The organism is Flavobacterium sp. B167r (assembly GCF_056824315.1).
In genome coordinates, this window is record NZ_CP124859.1 from 5,348,070 (window position 1) to 5,367,599 (window position 19,530).

Consider the following 19,530-nt stretch of genomic DNA (forward strand, 5'->3'; position numbering starts at 1 on the left):
TTAGTAAAGAGTGAAATTGAAGGAAATGTCTTATATTAATATTTAAAAACCTCTTCAACTTATTTTTCCTATTTGCCAAAAGATGACAAAATGGTCTGCAATAGCATGAAACCAACCTATTTCTAAGGAATTAGACCTATTTTTATAGCACAAAAATGAAATAAGGTCAAAATGAAATATGCAGTTGTTTTTTTGTTAATTTTTAATATTGCAACAAGTCAAAATAAAAGCAGTTATAATTACAATTTAAAAAAAGTAAAACCTGTGTACTCAATTCGTCTAAGCGATTCTATTAAAGAAACATCTGGTTTAATCTATTTTAATGATTTACTTTGGACACATAACGACGACCACGACACCGCCATTTACGGATTGGATTCTTTAGGAAAAATCAAAAAGAAAATAATCCTTCCTCAAACCATCAATCATGATTGGGAAGAAATCTCGCAGGACAGCACACACATATATATTGGAGATTTTGGCAATAATTATTCTGGAAATCGAACGGATTTGAAAATTCTTAAAATTGAAAAAAGCTCATTTTTAGAAGAAAATCCAAAAATTGAAATAATTTCATTTACTTATTCCGATCAAACTGATTTTTCGCCTTCAAAACCAAACAAAACCGATTTTGACTGCGAAGCTTTTATAGTTTCTAAAGACAGCATCTTTCTTTTTTCTAAACAATGGAAATCATCTAAAACTATTATTTATTCACTTTCAAAAGAACCTGGATCTCAGGTTGCCAAGTTAAAATCGACATTGGACACAAAAGGTTTGGTTACGGGCGCAACTTATTTGGAAGATAAAAAACTAATTGCTTTGTGTGGTTATACCAAAGTAGGAAAACCTTTTTTATACCTGCTTTACGATTTTAAAAATCAGGACTTTTTGTCTGGAAATAAAAAACGAATCGATTTAAAACTTCCTTTTCATCAAGTAGAAGGAATTGCAACAAAAGACGGACTTCATTATTTTATTACGAATGAATCTTTGGTTCGAAAACCTATTCTAAACACTCCACAACAAATTCATTATTTAGATTTGAGCTCTGTTCTAAGTTCGTATCTCCACAAATAATTCGCAAATGCAAGATAATAGTTTACTTTTGCAGAAAGTTATGTTTTAGAAAACATACATAACTCATAATTTATAACTTATAATTACAAAGTGAATTACTTATCTGTAGAAAATATATCGAAGTCATTTGGCGAAAGAGTCCTTTTTGACAACATTTCTTTTGGAATCAATAAAGATCAAAAAATCGCTTTTATTGCAAAAAATGGTTCTGGAAAAACAACCATAATGAGCATTATTAATGGTTTGGATGAGCCAGATACTGGACAAGTTGTTTTAAGAAAAGGAATCAGAATGGCATTTCTATCTCAAGACAATAATCTTCAGGATGAACTTACAATCGAAGAAAGTATTTTTGCTTCGGATAACGAAACACTTAAAGTTATTGAAGCTTATGAAAAAGCTTTAGAAAATCCTTCTGACGAAGAAGCTTACCAAAAAGCTTTCGACGGAATGGACCAGCATAATGCGTGGGATTTTGAAACGCAGTACAAACAGATTTTGTTCAAATTAAAGTTGGAAGACTTTAAACTTAAAGTAAAAAATCTTTCTGGAGGACAGAAAAAACGCCTTTCGTTAGCTATAATTCTAATCAATCGCCCAGATTTGTTGATTTTGGATGAGCCAACCAACCACTTAGATCTTGAAATGATCGAATGGCTTGAAAGTTATTTTGCAAAAGAAAACATCACTTTGTTTATGGTTACGCACGACCGTTTCTTTTTGGAACGCGTTTGTAATGAAATCATTGAACTAGACAACGGAAAATTATACCAATACAAAGGAAATTATTCTTATTATTTGCAGAAAAAAGAAGAAAGAATTACATCTGAAAATGCTAGTGTTGATAAGGCTAAAAACCTTTTTGTAAAAGAATTAGAATGGATGCGCCGCCAACCAAAAGCGAGAACAACCAAGTCTAAATCGCGTCAGGATGATTTTTATATTATTAAAGAAAAAGCACAAAGCAGACGTAAAGAAAATAAAGTCGAGCTTGAAATTAATATGGAACGAATGGGAAGCAAAATTATTGAGCTTCACAAACTTTCTAAAAAATTTAAAGACAAAGTTATTCTGGATAATTTCAGTTTTGATTTCCAACGTGGAGAAAGAATCGGAATTATTGGTAAAAATGGAACCGGAAAATCGACTTTCTTAAATCTTTTGACAGGAACAATTCCGCCAGACAGCGGACGCGTTGTTAAAGGAGATACCATAAAAATTGGTTACTACACGCAATCTGGAATTAACCCAAAACCGGGACAACGCGTAATTGATATTATTAAAGAATACGGAGAATATATTCCGCTTACAAAAGGAAAGATTATTTCTGCTTCACAATTATTAGAGCGCTTTCTTTTTGATGCTAAAAAACAATACGATTATGTCGAAAAATTAAGCGGTGGAGAATTAAAACGTTTGTATTTGTGTACCGTTTTAATTCAGAATCCGAATTTCTTGATTCTCGATGAGCCAACAAACGATTTGGATATTGTGACTTTGAACGTTTTAGAAAGTTTTCTTTTAGATTATCCAGGGTGTCTGTTGGTAGTTTCGCACGACCGTTATTTTATGGATAAAATTGTGGATCATTTATTTGTTTTCAGAGGACAAGGCGAAATCGAAAATTTCCCAGGAAATTATTCAGATTTCAGAGCTTACGAAGATAGTGCCGATGTTGCTCAAAAAGAAGAAAACAAAGCCGAAAAGAAAGATTGGAAACAAAATAATCCGACAGGAAATTTAAGTTTTAATGAACAAAAAGAATATCAAAAAATAGAAAGAGAAATTAAAGATCTTGAAGCTGAAAAAGTTAAAATCGAACAATTATTCTCTGACGGAAAAGTAGCCGACGCTGATATTGAGAAAAAAGCAAATGAACTTCAAAATATCATCAATAAAATTGACGCTAAAGAAGAACGCTGGTTTGAGCTTTCTGCAAAAATAGAAGGATAATTTTAAGTTTTCAGTCTCAGTCGCGGTTTTCAGTTTTTATATTTTGAAAGAAAATTCTTTATTTTTAATTAATTTTGAAAAAAATCAATTATGGACTATAAAGAATTATTAGCATATAAAAAGTCATTTGAACTTGCTATGGAGATTTTCGAATTATCAAAAGCTTTTCCTAAAGAAGAAAAATATTCGCTTACAGATCAAATACGCCGATCGTCGAGAAGTGTTGCAGCAAATATTGCAGAATCTTATCGAAAAAGAAGATATACAAATCACTTTATTAGCAAATTAACAGATAGTGATGCCGAAAATTCAGAAACAAACACATGGCTTGAATTTTCATTAAAGTGTGAATATATTAGCATAGAGACTTTTGACAGATTAAATATGAAAAGTCTTGAAATTGGAAGACTGATAAATTATATGATTAACAATCCGAATAAATTTGGATGCAATTAGAAAAATAAAATCATACGATCCAACAAAACTGAAAACCGAGACTGAGACTGAGACAAAACTACTTAACTATATTTTTAATTTTACAATAACATCACAAATGAAAAAATTACTAGCCGCAGTATTTACTTTAACATTATTTATCTCTTGTAACAATACAGAAAAAGATACAACACCAACCACTCCGCCAAAAGATTATACGGCAGAAAATGATAAAGAAATCACAGATTATTTAACGAAAAATAATTTGACTGCAACTAAAACCGAATCAGGCCTTTATTATATTATTAATGCCCCAGGCGATGGCGCTAAACCTACAGCTACTTCAAATGTAACTGTTGCTTATAAAGGTTATTTTACAGACGGAAAAGTTTTCGATCAAAGCAAAGATGCAGGAATTTCATTTGGCTTAAATCAAGTGATTAAAGGATGGACAGAAGGAATTCCTTATTTTAAAGAAGGTGGATCTGGAGTACTTTTAATACCAGCTCATTTAGGTTACGGAAGCGCATCTATTCCTGGCATACCTGCTGGTTCTGTACTTCTTTTCGATGTGAAATTGATTAAAGTAAACTAATATTTCTAGATGCTTTTTCAAATAAAATCTTATCTAAACTTTCTTTGGCATTCTAAAAACGAACATGCGGTTCATTCGCCGTTTGTTTTTAATTTATTGACAAAATGTTTTTATGATAAGAAACCAAAACCGGAATATGCAATTCTAAAAAAATATAGAAAATCGCTTTTAGAAAACAAAAGCTTCATTGAAGTGACTGATTTTGGAGCAGGCTCAAGAGTTTTTAAATCCAATAGAAGACAAATTTCTAAAATTGCTCAAACAGCTGGAATTTCGCCAAAACGAGCAGAATTATTGTTTCGTGTTACGAATTATTTTCAGCCTTCAACCATTTTAGAAATAGGAACATCGCTTGGTTTGGCAACTTCTGCTATGGCTTTAGGAAATCCGAAGGCAAAAGTAGTTACAATTGAAGGCTGTCCTAATACTGCAAATGTTGCCCAAAATCAATTAGCTGAATTTGATTGCAATAATGTTGAAAATGTAATTGCTGAGTTTGAATCTTTTTTAATTTCTGAGAATATTCAAGCCACAAATTACAACCTCATATATTTTGATGGAAATCATTCTAAAAAAGCAACTTTAGCTTATTTTGACCTTTTACTGCCAACAATCGACAATGATTCTGTTTGGATTTTCGACGACATTCATTGGTCAGAAGATATGGAAGAAGCTTGGGAAATGATCAAAAATCATCCTCAAGTAAAAGTCACAATTGATACTTTTCAATGGGGATTTGTATTTTTTAGATACGAACAGCCGAAAGAACATTTTATAATTCGAGCATAAAAAAAGACGATCATTTCTGATCGTCTTTTTTTTAACTAATTCAAAATCTAAAAAATCTTAGTTTTTAGCTTCTTTATTTTCTTCAGCTTTTGCGCCTATTCTGTTAATTTTATACATAGGAGCAAATTTCACTTTCAAACCAGCAATTTTTCTGTTATCTTCAGCTGTTAGACCTTCTTTTTCAACAGTATTTTTACGGCTGTCAAGAGCTTCATACATTAATTTAATTTCATCCCAGTCTTCTCTAGAATATTTGTCTTTATTATTTTCTACAGTATGAACAAACTGCTGATAAACGCTATGAATATTTTGGGCATTTACCCAGTTAAAACTCATATCATCACCAATTTTTCCTGCACCAAACAAAGCATCTCTTAATGATTGTTTTGGACTAGGAGCTGGAGGGGCAAATTGGGCGGTAATTTCATTTTTAAATTCCTCGTACTTTGCTTTACTTGCATTTATTTTTTCTGTTGCTGCAGAATTGTCTTTAATATCAGCCAACGCAGCCTCTGCTTCCTGAGATCTTCTGTCGTATTCAGCCTCTACACTTTGCCAATTGTCTTTTAAGTCAGCTGCTGCAACATTTTTTACAGAGTCAACATAGATCACATAATTTTCTACTGTTTTTTGAGCTTTTTCTTGTTTTTCATCTTTACAAGATGTTAACCCTAATACTAATACTGCAATTCCTGTAGCTATTTTGATATTTTTCATAATGTTGATTATTTAATTATTGATATTCAAATTTACTAAACATCCAATTCAAAAAAATTACATTATTATCACGTTTTTAAAATTAAAAACATTTTAAAAATATAAAACACATCTAATAATGCTAATTATGCAAAACAAATTCAAAAAAGTATAATAATTTCTTATTATAGAATCATATTATTCTTATACCTTATTTATATAAGAGCTTTTTTGTAACAAAATCCAATTCTCATCTACTTATCACTATTATTAAAAAGTCTTTTGTACTTTTAAATCCAAAATTGTAAAACGAAATGGCTGAACCATTAATTAAAATAACTGACATCAAACGAAATTTTATTTTGGGAAATGAAACGGTTTATGTTTTAAAAGGAATAAATCTGGAGATACAGAAAGGCGAATATGTTGCTTTAATGGGACCTTCTGGATCTGGTAAATCTACATTAATGAATTTATTAGGCTGTTTGGACACGCCAACTTCTGGACATTATGTTTTGAACGGAAAAGATGTCAGCCAAATGAAAGATGATGAATTGGCCGAAATTAGAAACAAAGAAATTGGTTTTGTTTTTCAGACTTTCAATCTTTTGCCTAGAACTACCGCTTTAGATAATGTTGCCTTACCTATGATTTACGCCGGTTACGGAAAATCGGAGAGAATTGCTCGTGCAACTGAAGTTTTAAAACAAGTTAATCTAGCCGATAGAATGGATCACCAACCGAATCAGCTTTCTGGAGGACAACGTCAGCGTGTTGCCGTTGCACGCGCTTTGGTTAACAAACCTTCGATTATTTTGGCCGATGAACCAACTGGAAACTTAGACAGTAAAACTTCTGTAGAAATCATGAAACTTTTCGGAGATATTCACGCGCAAGGAAATACCGTAATTCTAGTAACTCACGAAGAAGATATTGCTGCATACGCACATCGCGTAATTCGTCTAAGAGACGGTTTAATTGAAAGCGACACGAGAAAATAATTTTAGATTTCTGATTTCAGATTTTAGGTTACTCTCTAAATCTAAAATCATAAATCTACAATCTACAATAAAATGAAAGTATATACTAAAACAGGCGATAAAGGGACAACGGCTCTTTTTGGAGGAACTCGCGTACCGAAAGATCATATTAGGATTGACAGTTACGGAACTGTTGACGAATTGAATTCTTATATTGGATTGATTCGTGATCAGGAAATGGATTCGCATTATAAAACCATTTTGATAGAAATTCAAGACCGCCTTTTTACTGTTGGTGCCATTTTGGCAACTCCACAAGAAAAAGAAGTTTTAAAAAATGGAAAACTTCGCTTAGAAAATCTTGGCATAATTGACTCAGATATTGAATTACTCGAAAACGAAATAGATAAAATGGATGAAAGTCTTCCGCCAATGACTCATTTTGTTTTGCCAGGAGGTCACCCTACCGTGTCACATTGTCATATAGCACGCTGTATTTGTCGCAGAGCAGAACGTTTGGCGGTACATTTAAGCCATAATGAGCACGTTCCAGAAATTGCAATTACATACTTAAACCGACTTTCTGACTACCTTTTTGTCTTGGCACGAAAGTTGTCCTCTGACTTAAAAGCGGAAGAAGTGAAATGGATTCCGAGGAAGTAAATTTTAGAGTTTAGGGTTCAGATTTTAGATTATTACAAGTCGAAAATCTAAAATCAACAATCTAAAATCCGCAATAAATAGAGACGTTCTTAAATTTTATTAAAATAAATCAAAAATTACTTGTCTTTTTCAGTAAAAAATTTATTTTTGCACAAACTAAACAGATAACAGATGTATTGGACATTAGAATTAGCATCTTATTTAAGTGATGCGCCATGGCCTGCTAACAAAGACGAACTTATTGACTACGCTATTAGAGCTGGTGCTCCATTAGAAGTAGTAGAAAACCTTCAGTCGATCGAAGATGAAGGCGAGATATATGAATCAATGGAAGAAATTTGGCCTGATTATCCAACAGACGAAGATTATCTTTGGAATGAGGATGAATATTAAAAAATAAACCAAAGGAAAAAGTCTCTCATCATAGAGGCTTTTTTTTTGGTTCAAATACATATATATAATAAAGAAATACAATAAATCATGAGTTTCATAAACAGTATTATTAAAGTCTTTGTCGGCGATAAGTCGCAGAAAGATGTCAAAGCTTTACAGCCTTACTTAAACAAAATTAAAACATTCGAAGCTCCCTTAATGAGTCTATCAAACGACGAATTAAGAGCTAGAACCGTTTTTTTTAAAGATAAAATAAAAGAAGCTAGAGCTGATAAAGATGCTAAAATTGCTTCGCTTAAAGCGGAAGTAGAAAACATTGAAGACATCGATAAAAGAGAAGATATTTATGATGCTATAGATGCTCTTGAAAAAGAAGCATATGAAATCTCTGAAAAAACTTTATTGGAAATTCTTCCAGAAGCGTTTTCTGTAGTAAAAGAAACGGCTCGCCGTTTTAAAGAAAACTCTCATATTGAAGTTACTGCAACGCCAAAAGACCGTGAATTTTCTGCAGCAAAATCATATATTGAAATCCAGGGAGACAAAGCAATTTGGGCTAACAAATGGAATGCTGCCGGAAAAGATATCACTTGGGATATGATTCACTATGATGTTCAGTTAATTGGTGGTATGGTATTGCACGAAGGTAAAGTTGCCGAAATGCAAACGGGAGAAGGTAAAACTTTGGTTGCTACCCTTCCTCTTTACTTAAACGCTTTGACAGGAAACGGAGTTCACTTAGTAACAGTGAATGACTACTTAGCAAAACGTGATAGTACTTGGAAAGCACCTTTATTTGAATTCCACGGTTTATCTGTTGATTGTATCGATAATCACCAACCAAGTACAGAACAAAGAAAGAAAGCTTACGATGCTGATATCACTTACGGAACTAACAATGAGTTTGGTTTTGATTACTTAAGAGATAACATGGCGCATTCTCCAAGCGATTTAGTTCAGAGAAAACACAATTATGCAATTGTCGATGAGGTCGATTCTGTATTAATTGATGATGCTAGAACGCCGCTTATCATTTCTGGACCAGTTCCTCAAGGAGATCGTCACGAATTCAACGAATTGAAACCAAAAATCGAAAACTTAGTTGCACAACAACGTCAGTTAGCGAATGGTTTCTTAGCTGAAGCTAAAAAATTAATCAAAGAAGGTAATACTAAAGATGGAGGTTTCCAATTATTGAGAGCTTACAGAAGTTTACCTAAAAATAAAGCATTAATTAAATTTTTAAGTGAAGAAGGAATTAAACAATTGCTTCAAAAAACTGAAAATCAATACATGCAAGATAACAATCGCGAAATGCACAAAGTGGACGAAGCTTTGTATTTTGTGATTGAAGAGAAAAACAATCAAGTCGAATTGACAGACAATGGTATTAAATACCTTTCTGGAGATACTGATTCTGATTTCTTCGTTTTACCAGACATCGGAACAGAAATCGCTGCGATTGAAAAACAAAAATTAGACAAAGACGCTGAAGCTGAAGCTAAAGAAAGATTATTCCAAGATTTTGGTGTAAAAAGCGAGCGTATCCACACTCTTACTCAACTTTTAAAAGCGTACGCTTTATTTGAAAAAGACGTTGAGTATGTAATCATGGACAACAAAATTATGATTGTCGATGAGCAAACAGGTCGTATTATGGACGGACGTCGTTATTCTGACGGTCTTCACCAAGCGATCGAAGCAAAAGAAAACGTAAAAATCGAAGCTGCTACTCAAACATTTGCTACAGTTACATTACAGAATTACTTCAGAATGTACAACAAATTAGGAGGTATGACAGGTACAGCGGTTACAGAAGCTGGAGAGTTATGGCAGATTTATAAATTGGATGTTGTTGAAATTCCAACAAACCGTGGAATTTCAAGAATTGATAAAGAAGATTATATCTACAAAACAACTCGTGAGAAATTCAATGCCGTAATCGAAGACGTTACTGAATTATCACAAGCTGGAAGACCAGTATTGATTGGAACAACTTCTGTAGAGATTTCAGAATTATTAAGCCGTATGCTTAAAATGAGAGGAATCACGCATAACGTATTGAATGCTAAAATGCACAAGCAAGAGGCACAAATCGTTGAAGAAGCTGGTAAAGCTGGAGTTGTAACAATTGCAACAAACATGGCTGGTCGTGGTACCGATATTAAATTATCTCCAGAAGTTAAAGCTGCCGGAGGTTTAGCAATCGTTGGTACTGAGCGTCACGATTCTCGTCGTGTAGACAGACAGTTACGTGGTCGTTCTGGTCGTCAAGGAGATCCAGGAAGTTCTCAGTTCTATGTTTCTCTTGAAGATAACTTGATGCGTTTATTTGGTTCTGAAAGAGTTGCGAAAGTAATGGACAGAATGGGATTGAAAGAAGGTGAAGTTATCCAACATTCTATGATGACTAAATCTATCGAACGTGCTCAGAAAAAAGTAGAAGAAAACAACTTTGGTGTTCGTAAACGTTTATTAGAATATGATGACGTAATGAACTCTCAACGTGAAGTAGTTTACAAACGTCGTCGTCATGCATTGTTTGGAGAGCGTTTGAAACTGGATATTGCAAACATGCTTTATGATACTTGCGAGTTGATCGTAAGCAACAGCAAAGTAGCTAATGATTTCAAAGGATTTGAATTTGATTTAATTCGTTATTTCGGAATCACGTCTCCAATTTCTGAAGCCGATTTCACAAGATTAAATGATATTGAAGTTACAGGAAAAGTATACAAAGAAGCTTTAGCTTTCTATACTGAAAAAACAGAAAGAAGCGCAAGAGAAGCTTTCCCAATTATCAAAGGGGTTTACGAAGAGCCAAACAACCATTTCGAAAGAATTGTAGTTCCATTTACAGACGGAATCAAAACTTTGAATGTTGTAACAGACTTGAAAAAAGCTTACGATAGCGAAGGTGCTCAATTGATCGCTGATTTTGAGAAAAACATCACACTTTCTATTGTTGATGAAGCTTGGAAAAAACACTTGCGTAAAATGGACGAATTGAAACAATCTGTTCAATTGGCTGTTCACGAGCAAAAAGATCCATTGCTTATTTACAAATTAGAAGCTTTCAACTTGTTTAGAGGAATGTTGGACAACGTTAACAAAGAAGTTATTTCATTCTTATTCAAAGGTGATTTACCTGCTCAAAACGTTCCTGAAATTCACGAAGCAAGAGAAGTTCGTCAAAAAGAAAACTTACAATTGAGTAAAGATGAAATTCCAAACAGCGAAAGCATCAATCGTGAGGCTGGAGAAACGCAACAACGTCAAGTTACTGAAACTATCGTTAGAGATATGCCAAAAATCAACAGAAACGATACTGTTGTAGTTCAAGAAGTTGCGACTGGAAATACAGAAACAATGAAGTACAAAAAAGCTGAAGCTTTAATTGCTGCTGGAACTTGGATTCTGATTAACTAATAAAAGAGCTAATCTTAAATATAAATCCCCGATTACTTAATGTAGTCGGGGATTTTTAGTCTAAAAAATTTAGAACCTTATTTTGGATTATCCTCAAAATAACGAGCTTCAATTCTTTTGATATCTTTAATTGAACTTTTAGCCCATTGCAAACGTTTCTCTAAAATTTCTTCCTCAGATAATTGCCATTTAATATCTGAATTACGTAATCTGTTGGTTAAGTTTTGAATAATAATAGCTGCCGAAACAGAAATATTTAAACTTTCGGTAAAACCAACCATTGGAATTTTTAAGAAACCATCTGCTTTTTCTAATATTTCCTGTGAAAGTCCATCACGCTCTGTACCAAAAAATAAAGCGCTTGGCTTTGTAATATCAAAATCTTCCAGTAAACAATCATTTTCATGTGGTGTGGTTGCAATAATCTGATACCCTTGATTTTTTAAAGTAGAAACACAATTCGTAATTGAATCGTATTGATTAATATCAACCCATTTTTGGGCTCCCATCGCGATTTCCTTATCAATTCGTTTTCCATAACGTTGCTCGATTACATTTAATTCCTGAATTCCAAAAACCTCACAGCTACGCATTACTGCGCTTGTATTGTGCATCTGAAAAACATCTTCTACTGCAACTGTAAAATGCTTAGTTCTATTTTCAAGTACTTTTAAAAAATTAGCTTTTCTATTTTCTGTCAATATATTTTCTAAGAATGCGAGGTAATCTAAATCAATCATTTCATTTATGTTTGGCACAAAAATAATAAATAAAAGAAGAAGGCTTCAACAAGATTTTTCAACCTGCTAAATCTTCAATAAAAATGGCATTCAGCTTTTCGTGCAAAACATTGAGTTGAACCAGATTCACAGACAAATCATCGTCTTTATATGAATCTCCTGTAAAAACGGCATTTTCATTTTTAGAATGTTTTTTAAGACGTTCCAACATCTTATTTAATTCATGTTCGGAAAAATTAATATCAATAAAAGTTATAAATCGTTCTATAACATTTTTCATTCCGTCATTATAATTAAGCATTATTATATTTTCATCTCTTTCATAAAAATCTAAAAAACCTTGAAAATATTTTTCTAAAACCAAAGCTTGATACTGCTGAAAACTTACTTCATTTATTTCTTTAGAAGTAATTCCGAAAACACTTGACGGAATTAAATTAGGAACCATATGCATTCCCGCCATTTTTTGATGCGATCTTAAAACTTCTGCTGGATTTCTATACAATAAAGCGAAAGGAATTTCAGGAAAAACTGATCTCAAATAAGAAGCTTCAAAAATACTCCAAGCATCTAATTTTATAATTAAATGTTTTTGTCCTGGAAATCTTTTCTGCCCTAAAAATCTCAAAACTGATTTCAGTAAAACCGTTTTTATTTCCGAATTAAAAGCATCACTTCTTAAAATCTGATCTATAATTGGAGCTTCAGAAACCATAATATTTTCTGGCGAAGTTGCCAAAGACTGACTCAACATTGTAGATCCGCATCTTGATACGTGAAAAACCAATCCTTTCAATTCGACAGAATCTAATTCTTTAGACCAATCAATAATATTTTCTGCCGTGCTTATTAATTTAAATCCCTTCGAATTATAATTGTGACCTGTACATTTTACAATTGTTTCTTCAAAAAAAGGTTCTGCAAAAGGTATGTCTGCGAAATACATCCATTCGAAATAGATTTCGTTCTCTTTTTCAACCAATTTAATCGGAATCCAATTTGAAATAAGCTCTTTTACATTTTCCATTTTATGAATTCATTTGTGATTGAAGTTCGGCAATAATTTTAGCATTTGTTTCTGACGGATTTTTAGAAAGTTCTGCAATAATCTGTCGTTTCGTTTCATCTGAATATTCATATTCCGGCACATAATTCACATCAAAACCCATTTTAGAAAACAATTCATCAGACCATTCATTTCTTATGCAATCTATCGTTAAGTGAATTCTAGATTCTAAGCTTTTATTCTCCACACTATGTGGTAATTGAAAATTGGCATACCAGCACTCCCCCATTTTCATTGGAACTAATTGATGATTTACATAAAAATAAACTTCCGAATTGGTAATAATAGGAACATGAATCCTGAAAAAACCGTCTTCATACGAAGTATCATTATCAACATGCTCTTTAATTTCGCTGTTTGGCCCAAGTCTTAATAATCTAACCGCTTCTTTTTCACATTGAAACCAATCCACTATTTCTTTAAAGTAAGTACAACTTTCCAATAGAGGCGTATTTTTGTATTCTTTATCTGGAAAAGAAAGAATGTCATTTTCTAAGCCCGATTGCGATCGCAAAGAAACACTGGTCCAATTTCCTTCATATCGGTAAGTATTAAAATGTGGTGTCCACAAATTGGTTTGGCAAGTCAATAAATCATTTTGCAATTTTTCTATCGAAAAATAAATTGGAAGTTGGCAAGAAGAAGCATTCATAACCTTAAGGATTTAAATTGCTAAGTATAAAATTGTAGAGTTTATCAGTAGAAACCGAAACGGTTTCAGAATCTGTTTTTAAAACTAAATCTGCTTTTTTCGGAATTTCAAAAACATCGCTTATTCCTGTAAAACTTCTAATTTTGTTTTGATCATCATCTGGCAACAATGCTCTTTTGTACAATCCTTTCGGATCTCTTTCAATCAAATTTGAAATAGAACAATCCAGAAATACTGTTTTCACGAATTCAAAAGACCTTAATTCATTTCTAACATTTTCATACGGATTAATAACCGACATGAGAACTATTTTCTTTTCTTCAATCAGATTTCGTCCAACATTAAAAAGTCGCCTTACATTTTCACAGCGGTCTTCTTTAGAAAACCCTAAATCTTTAGAGATTGTTTGCCGGTAAACATCACCATCTACAATTTCGGCTTCATAATTATTTTGAAGCAAAAGATGTCTGACATTTTCTGCCAGCGTCGTTTTTCCCGAACCAGATAATCCTGTAAATTGAATTAAAATCATTTTAGCATCACTTTTAGCAAATGAACATTAAAACTAATTAATTCAGAACGAGACACAAAGAGTATAAATACCCTTTATTTTATATAAAAAATCACCATTAATCCTTACTATTTACCAAACATTTGAATAAAGAAATCACTATTTTTATCTTTTAATAAAACTCAAAATGAAAAAGAAACTTGTTGTTTTAACAGGAGCAGGAATCAGCGCTGAAAGCGGAATTAAAACTTTTCGTGACAGCGATGGCTTGTGGGAAGGACATGATGTAATGGAAGTTGCAACTCCAGAAGGCTGGCATAAAAACCAAGAATTGGTTCTAGATTTTTACAACAAAAGACGCCAGCAACTGAAAGAAGTAAATCCTAATCTTGGTCATATTATTTTGGCTGAATTGGAAAAGGATTTCGATGTGCAAATTATCACTCAAAATGTTGACGATCTTCATGAACGCGCAGGAAGTACAAACGTTTTACACTTACATGGCGAATTATTAAAAGTGAGAAGTACGCAAAATAAAAACCTAATTTTAGATTGGACCGAAGATTTATTTACGGGAGATTTAGATACAAACGGGCATCAATTGCGACCGCATATTGTTTGGTTTGGCGAAGAAGTTCCAGCACTCGAAGAAGCGATTGACATTACAGAAACTGCAGATTATTTTGCTGTAATTGGAACTTCGTTACAAGTTTATCCCGCTGCTGGATTAATTGCTTATACGCCAAGCACAACGCCAGTTTTTTATATTGATCCGAAACCAATTGCAATTCCGAATCTTAGAAACAAAGTTGAAACAATCGCAAAATTTGCTTCGGAGGGAGTTGCCGATTTAAGAGATCGATTAAATTCAATTTGAATGCACAAATGCGCTTTTTAATTACCTGTAATCGCTAAATTCTGTTTATATTTGCACCTTTCGAAAAAACAACATAACAATGACTACTCTAAACGAATTGAATGCTATATCGCCAATTGATGGAAGATATAGAAACAAAACTCAAAATTTAGCACCTTTCTTCTCTGAGGAAGCTTTAATAAAATACCGCGTTTTAGTTGAAGTGGAATACTTCATTGCGTTATGCCAAATTCCGTTGCCTCAGTTGCAAGGTATTGACTCTAGCTTATTTGAAAGCTTGAGAAATATCTACAAAAACTTCTCTACAGAAGATGCGCTTTGGATTAAAGAAACTGAAAAAGTAACCAACCACGACGTAAAAGCGGTTGAATATTTTATTAAAGATGCTTTTGAAAAATTAGGTTTATCTCAATACAAAGAGTTCATTCACTTCGGATTAACGTCTCAAGACATTAACAATACGGCTATTCCACTTTCTACAAAAGAAGCTTTTGAGGATGTTTACATGCCAACTTTAATTGCTGTAATAGCAAAATTAAAAGAATTAAGCGTTGAATGGAAAGACATTCCGATGTTGGCACGTACACACGGACAACCAGCTTCTCCTACTCGTTTAGGAAAAGAAATTTTGGTTTTCGTAGAGCGCTTAGAAGAACAAATGCGTTTGTTGTTTAACATTCCGTTTGCAGCTAAATTTGGTGGAGCAACAGGAAACTTTAATGCGCACCACGTAGCATACCCACAAATTGACTGGAAACAATTCGGAAACAAATTTGTTGAAACCGATCTTGGCTTAAAACATTCATTTCCAACAACTCAAATTGAGCATTACGATCATTTTGCTGCTTTCTTTGATGCTTTAAAAAGAATCAACACCATTTTAATCGATTTAGATCGTGATATCTGGACGTATGTTTCTATGGATTATTTCAAACAAAAAATCAAAGCAGGAGAAATTGGTTCATCTGCAATGCCCCATAAAGTAAACCCAATTGATTTTGAAAATTCTGAAGGAAACTTAGGAATTGCAAATGCTATTTTCGAACATTTAGCAGCTAAGCTACCTGTTTCAAGATTACAGCGTGATTTAACTGACAGCACTGTTTTACGTAATGTTGGGGTACCTTTTGGACATACAATTATTGCTTTTGAAGCTACTTTAAAAGGCTTAAACAAATTACTTTTAAACGAAAATAAATTTGCTGAAGATTTAGAGAGAAACTGGGCAGTTGTGGCAGAAGCTATTCAGACCATTTTACGTCGTGAAGCTTATCCAAATCCGTACGAAGCTCTAAAAGGTTTAACAAGAACTAATGAAGCAATCGACAAAAAGGCGATTCATAATTTCATTGCAACTTTAGAAGTTTCAGATTCAGTTAGAGCAGAATTATTAGCTATAACACCTAGTAATTACACAGGAATTTAAGAAAAACACCAAATATTTTATCAAAAAAAGCTATCTTTATCGAGATAGCTTTTTTTATTAAATCCAGAGGCTAAAACCAGATTCTTTCACTCCTCTTTTAGGCTAATAAGAGTTTTTTGAATTTCATTTTAATGAAAGCTGGTTGAGTCCCTTAAAAAAATACCACGCTTTATATGATTGCATTAAATGCCGCAGCTGAAACTACGCACCATTTACAACCTTTAATTAGTGATTTAGGGTTAATCCTAATGACTGCCGGAATTGCCGTTCTAATATTTAAAAGAATGAAACAGCCTTTGGTTTTAGGTTACCTGATTGCAGGATTTTTAGCTGGAAACCATTTTGATTTTTTCCCTTCAATCTCTGACATGAAAAGTGTTGAAGTTTGGGCAGAAATCGGGGTTATATTTTTACTTTTTAGTTTAGGTCTCGAATTCAGCTTTAAAAAACTAATGAAGGTTGGAGGTACTTCATCTGTCACCGCCATAACACAAATTTTATTCATGACCGTAATTGGTTATTGTGTCGGACAGTGGATGGGCTGGGGAAAAATGGATAGTATTTTCTTGGGAGCAACACTTTCTATTTCATCGACAACCATTATCATTAGAGCTTTTGATGAATTGGGAGTTAAAGGAAAAAAGTTCGTCGGAATTGTTTTCGGAGCTTTGATCGTAGAAGACATTGTAGCCATTCTGATGTTGGTTTTATTATCAACTATTGCGGTAAGCGATCAGGTTTCTGGTGCTGCCTTACTGCAATCTGTTTTAAAACTGATTTTCTTTTTAATTATCTGGTTTTTAGGAGGAATTTTTATTATTCCGACTATTTTCAAAAAAGCAAAGCATCTTTTAACAGACGAAATGCTTTTAATTATTTCTTTAGCGTTATGTTTAATGATGGTAATTTTTGCTTCAAATGTTGGTTTTTCTCCGGCTTTAGGAGCTTTCATCATGGGATCTATTATTGCTGAAACTACAATGGCAGAAAAAATTGAACATTTAATTCAGCCTGTAAAAGATTTCTTTGGAGCCGTATTCTTCGTATCAGTCGGAATGCTAATTAATCCGATAACATTGATAAATTACGCGCTTCCTGTTGCGATAATTACTTTACTAACCATTTTTGGGAAAGCTTTCAGTTCTTCTATCGGAGCTTTGATTTCGGGACAACCTTTAAAACAATCTGTTCAAACCGGAATGAGTTTGGCACAAATTGGAGAGTTCTCGTTTATTATTGCAACTCTCGGAATGACTTTAAAAGTTACGAGCGATTTCTTATATCCAATTATTGTTGCCGTATCTGCAATTACCACATTTACTACTCCATTTTTAATTAAATATTCGGAGCGTTTTGCTCTCTTCTTAGAATCAAAAATGCCTAAAAAATGGGTTAAAAATATTAACCGATATAGTGTGAATGCCCAAGCAATTAAATCGGTAAGTACTTGGCAGATTGTGCTTCGTTCTTCAATCACACAAATTATTCTTCACACCATTATTATTACGGCGATTATTCTATTGTCTTCTAAGTTTGTAGCGCCATTGGTTGCCGATACAAGATTCGGAAATACCTTAGCCGCTTTACTGACTTTGGTTGCAATTGCACCATTTTTATGGGCGCTTTCGCTTCGTCGTGTAAAAGTAGATGAAGTTGAAACTCTTTGGGAAGAACGTAAATATCGTGGTGCACTTTTAATGCTTATCTTGATAAGAATGAGTCTTGGATTATTCTTTGTCGGATTTTTATTGAATATTTTCTTCTCTCCTTTGGTTGCTTTCGTTGCACTGATTATTGCAATTGGAGCGTATCAAATTTTCCCTAAAAAACTAAACGAGCAATATCATAAAATTGAAAATCACTTTTTGAAAAACTTCAACGATCGCGAAAACAAAAAGATTGATCGAAGATATGCTAATTTAATGCCGTGGGACGGACACATGTCTTTCTTTGAAATAAAAAAAGAATCTAACTTGGTTGGACAAACTTTGCAAGAACTTAAAATTCGTGAGCAATTGGGAATCAATATCGCCTACATTAAACGAGGAGAAGTTACAATTCCGATTCCGACTAAAAACGAACGTTTATTCCCTGGCGATGAAATCTGCGTAATTGGAACTGATGCCCAAATTACTGAGTTTACAAAATTCTTAACCCAAAACGAAACAGAACCACCTGTAAAAGTAGAAGAAACCGATATTGTTTTACGTCAATTGGAAGTTTCGCAAGACGAATTCATTCAAAAAAGCATCGGTCAATTTAGAGCCAAAACAGACGGAATGGTTGTCGGAATTGAACGAAACGGAAATCGTATATTAAACCCAGAATCTAGTTTAATTTTAGAGAAAAATGATATTCTCTGGGTTGTAGGAGATAAAAAAAGAATGGCGACTTTGTTGGCGGCTAAATAAGATTCTGAGATACTAAGTTGCTAAGCTTCTAAGGTACTGAGATTAAAAAATGCGTTTAGATTCTCATAAATTGAAAATCTAAACGCATTTTTATTTTATTACGCTAGCTAAAAACTTAGAATCTTAGCAACTTAGCATCTCAGAATCTTAGATTATTTATTCGGCTGCGGAGTCAAACGCAAATAAGGTTTAATTGGCGTATGCCCTTTTGGAAATTTAGCTGGAATATCGCTATCTGGAATCGCTGGCGCAATAACCACATCTTCTCCGTCTTTCCAGTTTGCAGGCGTCGCAACACTGTAATTTGCAGTCAATTGTAAACTGTCAATTACACGAAGCAATTCGTCAAAATTTCTTCCTGTAGAAGCTGGATATGTTAAAGTCAATTTGATTTTTTTATCTGGTCCGATAACAAAAACAGAACGCACTGTAAATTTGTCACTTGCATTTGGATGGAGCATATCATAAAGATTCGCTACTTTTTTGTCTTCATCAGCAATAATTGGAAAATTAACTTCTGTATTTTGAGTTTCGTTGATATCTTTAATCCACTCTTTGTGTGAGTCTAAGCCGTCTACACTCAGAGCAATAACTTTTGTATTTCTCTTTTGAAATTCTGGAACATAGTTCGCTACAGTTCCTAATTCAGTCGTACAAACAGGAGTAAAATCTGCTGGATGCGAAAATAAAACACACCAAGAATCTCCTAACCATTCGTGAAAATTAATTGGTCCCTGCGTGGTTTCTGCGTGAAAATCTGGAGCTATATCGCCTAATCTTAATGTTGACATAATTTATATTTTTTAGTTCCTCTAAAATTAACTAAAAAATACA

At 33.3% G+C, this 19,530-nt stretch carries 18 protein-coding genes; 12 read left to right on the forward strand and 6 right to left on the reverse strand.

Annotated features, from left to right (window positions below; all coding sequences use genetic code 11):
• The first annotated feature begins 171 nt into the window (after positions 1 to 171).
• The 5 genes from QLQ96_RS23310 (at position 172) to QLQ96_RS23330 (ending at position 4,852) form a co-directional block, all read left to right on the forward strand.
• Positions 172 to 1,080 (forward strand): T9SS C-terminal target domain-containing protein, encoded by a 909-nt coding sequence (locus QLQ96_RS23310; protein WP_482493544.1) that lies wholly within the window; start codon positions 172 to 174, stop codon positions 1,078 to 1,080.
• Between the two features lie 90 nt (positions 1,081 to 1,170).
• A complete protein-coding gene (locus QLQ96_RS23315) occupies positions 1,171 to 3,033 on the forward strand; it encodes an ABC-F family ATP-binding cassette domain-containing protein (protein ID WP_482493546.1) in 1,863 nt (620 codons plus the stop codon).
• A gap of 90 nt (positions 3,034 to 3,123) precedes the next feature.
• Positions 3,124 to 3,489, forward strand: coding sequence for a four helix bundle protein (locus tag QLQ96_RS23320; protein ID WP_482493548.1), 366 nt, complete (start codon positions 3,124 to 3,126; stop codon positions 3,487 to 3,489).
• A 97-nt stretch (positions 3,490 to 3,586) separates the two neighbouring features.
• Positions 3,587 to 4,063, forward strand: coding sequence for an FKBP-type peptidyl-prolyl cis-trans isomerase (locus QLQ96_RS23325; protein ID WP_482493550.1), 477 nt, complete (start codon positions 3,587 to 3,589; stop codon positions 4,061 to 4,063).
• A 9-nt stretch (positions 4,064 to 4,072) separates the two neighbouring features.
• Positions 4,073 to 4,852: an O-methyltransferase gene (locus QLQ96_RS23330; RefSeq protein WP_482493551.1), complete on the forward strand. Its 780-nt coding sequence runs from the start codon at positions 4,073 to 4,075 to the stop codon at positions 4,850 to 4,852.
• A 57-nt stretch (positions 4,853 to 4,909) separates the two neighbouring features.
• Here the strand turns inward: QLQ96_RS23330 and QLQ96_RS23335 are convergent, their stop codons facing one another.
• Complete coding sequence (locus tag QLQ96_RS23335; protein ID WP_482493552.1) at positions 4,910 to 5,569, reverse strand: hypothetical protein; 660 nt, start codon at positions 5,567 to 5,569, stop codon at positions 4,910 to 4,912.
• A 293-nt stretch (positions 5,570 to 5,862) separates the two neighbouring features.
• Here QLQ96_RS23335 and QLQ96_RS23340 point away from each other — a divergent pair, with 293 nt between their 5' ends.
• The 4 genes from QLQ96_RS23340 (at position 5,863) to secA (ending at position 11,013) form a co-directional block, all read left to right on the forward strand.
• The gene (locus tag QLQ96_RS23340; RefSeq protein ID WP_482493553.1) at positions 5,863 to 6,549 is read left to right on the forward strand and encodes an ABC transporter ATP-binding protein; all 687 of its coding nucleotides are present in this window, start codon (positions 5,863 to 5,865) and stop codon (positions 6,547 to 6,549) included.
• Between the two features lie 72 nt (positions 6,550 to 6,621).
• Positions 6,622 to 7,191 carry a cob(I)yrinic acid a,c-diamide adenosyltransferase gene (locus tag QLQ96_RS23345; protein WP_095931074.1) on the forward strand — a complete coding sequence of 190 codons (570 nt, stop codon included), beginning with the start codon at positions 6,622 to 6,624 and terminating at the stop codon, positions 7,189 to 7,191.
• A 171-nt stretch (positions 7,192 to 7,362) separates the two neighbouring features.
• Positions 7,363 to 7,584, forward strand: a complete 222-nt coding sequence (locus tag QLQ96_RS23350) for a DUF2795 domain-containing protein (protein ID WP_007138072.1) — start codon at positions 7,363 to 7,365, stop codon at positions 7,582 to 7,584.
• Positions 7,585 to 7,671: 87 nt separating this feature from the next.
• Positions 7,672 to 11,013: a preprotein translocase subunit SecA gene (gene secA / locus QLQ96_RS23355; protein WP_482493554.1), complete on the forward strand. Its 3,342-nt coding sequence runs from the start codon at positions 7,672 to 7,674 to the stop codon at positions 11,011 to 11,013.
• Between the two features lie 77 nt (positions 11,014 to 11,090).
• On the opposite strand, the gene QLQ96_RS23360 is transcribed toward secA, so the two are convergent.
• Genes QLQ96_RS23360 through cysC form a run of 4 tightly spaced genes read right to left on the reverse strand, consistent with a single transcriptional unit; the run spans position 11,091 to position 14,003 of the window.
• Positions 11,091 to 11,753 (reverse strand): TrmH family RNA methyltransferase, encoded by a 663-nt coding sequence (locus tag QLQ96_RS23360; protein WP_482493555.1) that lies wholly within the window; start codon positions 11,751 to 11,753, stop codon positions 11,091 to 11,093.
• A gap of 58 nt (positions 11,754 to 11,811) precedes the next feature.
• Positions 11,812 to 12,780 carry a sulfotransferase family protein gene (locus QLQ96_RS23365; RefSeq protein WP_482493557.1) on the reverse strand — a complete coding sequence of 323 codons (969 nt, stop codon included), beginning with the start codon at positions 12,778 to 12,780 and terminating at the stop codon, positions 11,812 to 11,814.
• A gap of 1 nt (position 12,781) precedes the next feature.
• A complete protein-coding gene (locus QLQ96_RS23370; protein WP_482493559.1) occupies positions 12,782 to 13,471 on the reverse strand; it encodes an aspartyl/asparaginyl beta-hydroxylase domain-containing protein in 690 nt (229 codons plus the stop codon).
• Positions 13,472 to 13,475: 4 nt separating this feature from the next.
• Complete coding sequence (gene cysC, locus QLQ96_RS23375; RefSeq protein ID WP_482493561.1) at positions 13,476 to 14,003, reverse strand: adenylyl-sulfate kinase; 528 nt, start codon at positions 14,001 to 14,003, stop codon at positions 13,476 to 13,478.
• A 166-nt stretch (positions 14,004 to 14,169) separates the two neighbouring features.
• On the opposite strand from cysC, the gene QLQ96_RS23380 reads away from it, so the two are divergent.
• The 3 genes from QLQ96_RS23380 to QLQ96_RS23390 all read left to right on the forward strand — a co-directional run bounded on the left by QLQ96_RS23380 (position 14,170) and on the right by QLQ96_RS23390 (position 18,696).
• A complete protein-coding gene (locus QLQ96_RS23380; protein WP_482493563.1) occupies positions 14,170 to 14,859 on the forward strand; it encodes an SIR2 family NAD-dependent protein deacylase in 690 nt (229 codons plus the stop codon).
• A 79-nt stretch (positions 14,860 to 14,938) separates the two neighbouring features.
• Complete coding sequence (purB, locus tag QLQ96_RS23385) at positions 14,939 to 16,285, forward strand: adenylosuccinate lyase (protein WP_482493564.1); 1,347 nt, start codon at positions 14,939 to 14,941, stop codon at positions 16,283 to 16,285.
• A 173-nt stretch (positions 16,286 to 16,458) separates the two neighbouring features.
• Positions 16,459 to 18,696, forward strand: coding sequence for a cation:proton antiporter (locus QLQ96_RS23390; RefSeq protein WP_482493566.1), 2,238 nt, complete (start codon positions 16,459 to 16,461; stop codon positions 18,694 to 18,696).
• Between the two features lie 152 nt (positions 18,697 to 18,848).
• Here QLQ96_RS23390 and QLQ96_RS23395 read toward each other — a convergent pair whose 3' ends face one another.
• On the reverse strand, positions 18,849 to 19,487 hold the full coding sequence (locus QLQ96_RS23395) for a peroxiredoxin (protein WP_482493568.1): 639 nt from the start codon (positions 19,485 to 19,487) through the stop codon (positions 18,849 to 18,851).
• Positions 19,488 to 19,530 lie beyond the last annotated feature (43 nt).

Coding starts and splice junctions, on each gene's coding strand:
- QLQ96_RS23380 (WP_482493563.1), top strand. CDS start 14,170: ATGAAAAAGAAACTTGTTGTTTTAACAGGAGCAGGAATCAGCGCTGAA.
- QLQ96_RS23310 (WP_482493544.1), top strand. CDS start 172: ATGAAATATGCAGTTGTTTTTTTGTTAATTTTTAATATTGCAACAAGT.
- QLQ96_RS23320 (WP_482493548.1), top strand. CDS start 3,124: ATGGACTATAAAGAATTATTAGCATATAAAAAGTCATTTGAACTTGCT.
- QLQ96_RS23365 (WP_482493557.1), bottom strand. CDS start 12,780: ATGGAAAATGTAAAAGAGCTTATTTCAAATTGGATTCCGATTAAATTG.
- QLQ96_RS23345 (WP_095931074.1), top strand. CDS start 6,622: ATGAAAGTATATACTAAAACAGGCGATAAAGGGACAACGGCTCTTTTT.
- cysC (WP_482493561.1), bottom strand. CDS start 14,003: ATGATTTTAATTCAATTTACAGGATTATCTGGTTCGGGAAAAACGACG.
- QLQ96_RS23360 (WP_482493555.1), bottom strand. CDS start 11,753: ATGATTGATTTAGATTACCTCGCATTCTTAGAAAATATATTGACAGAA.
- QLQ96_RS23395 (WP_482493568.1), bottom strand. CDS start 19,487: ATGTCAACATTAAGATTAGGCGATATAGCTCCAGATTTTCACGCAGAA.
- QLQ96_RS23370 (WP_482493559.1), bottom strand. CDS start 13,471: ATGAATGCTTCTTCTTGCCAACTTCCAATTTATTTTTCGATAGAAAAA.
- QLQ96_RS23325 (WP_482493550.1), top strand. CDS start 3,587: ATGAAAAAATTACTAGCCGCAGTATTTACTTTAACATTATTTATCTCT.
- secA (WP_482493554.1), top strand. CDS start 7,672: ATGAGTTTCATAAACAGTATTATTAAAGTCTTTGTCGGCGATAAGTCG.
- QLQ96_RS23340 (WP_482493553.1), top strand. CDS start 5,863: ATGGCTGAACCATTAATTAAAATAACTGACATCAAACGAAATTTTATT.
- QLQ96_RS23350 (WP_007138072.1), top strand. CDS start 7,363: ATGTATTGGACATTAGAATTAGCATCTTATTTAAGTGATGCGCCATGG.
- purB (WP_482493564.1), top strand. CDS start 14,939: ATGACTACTCTAAACGAATTGAATGCTATATCGCCAATTGATGGAAGA.
- QLQ96_RS23330 (WP_482493551.1), top strand. CDS start 4,073: ATGCTTTTTCAAATAAAATCTTATCTAAACTTTCTTTGGCATTCTAAA.
- QLQ96_RS23335 (WP_482493552.1), bottom strand. CDS start 5,569: ATGAAAAATATCAAAATAGCTACAGGAATTGCAGTATTAGTATTAGGG.
- QLQ96_RS23390 (WP_482493566.1), top strand. CDS start 16,459: ATGATTGCATTAAATGCCGCAGCTGAAACTACGCACCATTTACAACCT.